This is a genomic window from Bradyrhizobium australafricanum (assembly GCF_020329495.1).
Lineage (GTDB): Bacteria > Pseudomonadota > Alphaproteobacteria > Rhizobiales > Xanthobacteraceae > Bradyrhizobium > Bradyrhizobium australafricanum.
Map to the genome: position 1 here is coordinate 1 of NZ_JAGKJL010000168.1, position 1547 is coordinate 1547.

Annotated in this window: 3 protein-coding genes; 1 reads left to right on the forward strand and 2 read right to left on the reverse strand. The window is 58.8% G+C overall.

Annotated features, from left to right (window positions below):
* The first annotated feature begins 104 nt into the window (after positions 1–104).
* Positions 105–368: a hypothetical protein gene (locus J6525_RS46305; protein ID WP_225649599.1), complete on the forward strand. Its 264-nt coding sequence runs from the start codon at positions 105–107 to the stop codon at positions 366–368.
* Between the two features lie 528 nt (positions 369–896).
* Here the strand turns inward: J6525_RS46305 and J6525_RS46310 are convergent.
* Together J6525_RS46310 and J6525_RS46315 are read right to left on the reverse strand one after the other, a co-directional pair.
* Positions 897–1172, reverse strand: a complete 276-nt coding sequence (locus J6525_RS46310; protein WP_225649600.1) for a hypothetical protein — start codon at positions 1170–1172, stop codon at positions 897–899.
* Positions 1173–1268: 96 nt separating this feature from the next.
* Positions 1269–1547: transposase (locus J6525_RS46315; protein WP_225648221.1), on the reverse strand; the 279-nt coding region annotated here is incomplete at its 5' end.

Sequence of the window (1547 nt, forward strand, 5' to 3'; positions counted from 1 at the left end):
TCGCGAGTCGGCCGGAGCGAACCGGCCGAGACAGCGGCCCCAGCGACTGCCTCTTGGCCCCCAAAGGTTGCTGCGGCCGTTTCTAACTCTCTAAATTCATAGCAATGAAACACGTTGGCGACCGCCCCTACTCCGAATCCGAAAAAGCCGCGCGCAGGATCATGGAGCACGCTCGGGCCTTCGAGCCGATCCAGGATGGCCGGATCTGCATCGAAAAGATCAACTATCCGATGCTCTACCAGGACAAGGCGACGCCGGCTGAGTATTGGGCTGGCTTGGAGTACGCGAAGGATCGGGGCTGGCTCGAGTATCACGAAAGCGGGACGTTCGTGAGGATGCTGCAGGCGGGCAAAGACCTGTTCGCCTGACCGGAGTGCCAAAGAAACGGCCCCAGCGAGGGCCAAATGAAAAGGGGCCGTCTCGCGACGCGGCCCCTCTTAACTTATGTAATGATTTTTGAAACCTTCGCGGCGACCCCGCCTTATTGCTCATGCAACAGGCGACCGAAGTTCATCTGGTCCGTGTGACGACAGATGACGGCGAGGTCCAGATCTGGCTCGAGAAGCTGTTGACCGAGTGCTGGACGCAATCCCGGAGGGATGGGCTGTTAGCCTTATTCAGCGACCGCTGGCCGCTGAGCACGCCCTGATGCTCGACATGACGTTCGGAGAAGTCCGTCGACATCTGGTGTCCTAATTCCCCGCTGCGAGTGTCCTAACTAGGACAGCACCCAGCCTTGGTGCTGACGGAGTTCCGGCGCGATCCCAGGAACGGCGCATCTGTCCATCCGTTAACGAACCATCATCGCGCGGTCTTGGGTACCTCTCGGCAATTCGTTAGGCTGTGGAATGCGAAGCCTTACTCACCGCTGGATCGAACATCACCTTGAGGCCGCTTCATCGGTAGCTGAAGAGAATGGTGATGAGCACGCCAGAGTCATCATAGACCGCGCTCTGCGCAATATCTCCGAGCGCGCTAGTGGCTGTTCCATGGACCGCAGAACCCAACTCTTCAGGCTTAGGATGGCAGAGCGCCACGTCGTTGAAGGCGAGCAGCGCGTTAATCGGCAGGAACGCATAGTTGCCAAGCTTGACCGAGACGGCCACAACACGACAGAGGCCAGAAGGCTGCTTGGAGACTTCTACGATGTCCAAAGGCTCCATCTTGAGCATCGGAGCCGCATGTTGAGAGAGTTGCAGGAGTAAGGCCGCCTCAGTTGGCGGCCTCTTCGCGGAAGCGGCCCCAGCACCTCTAGGTGGTGTGGACATTTATCGCATCCATAAGACGATGGCTGCGAGAGTAACGACGGCCAGGTAATTTCGGGCGGTCTTTTCGAAGCGGGTTGCGACGCGGCGGAACTGCTTGAGTTTTGAGAAGCAGCATTCGACGAGATGACGCTGGGCATAGAGATGCTTGTCCAGCGGATATTTGAGCGCACGTGACGGGTTGTTGGGGATGACGGCGAGCGCGCCTTTGGCAGCGATCGCCTGGCGCAAGTGATCGGCGTCATAAGCCGTATCCGCCATGACGACCTGGGCAGGTAATCC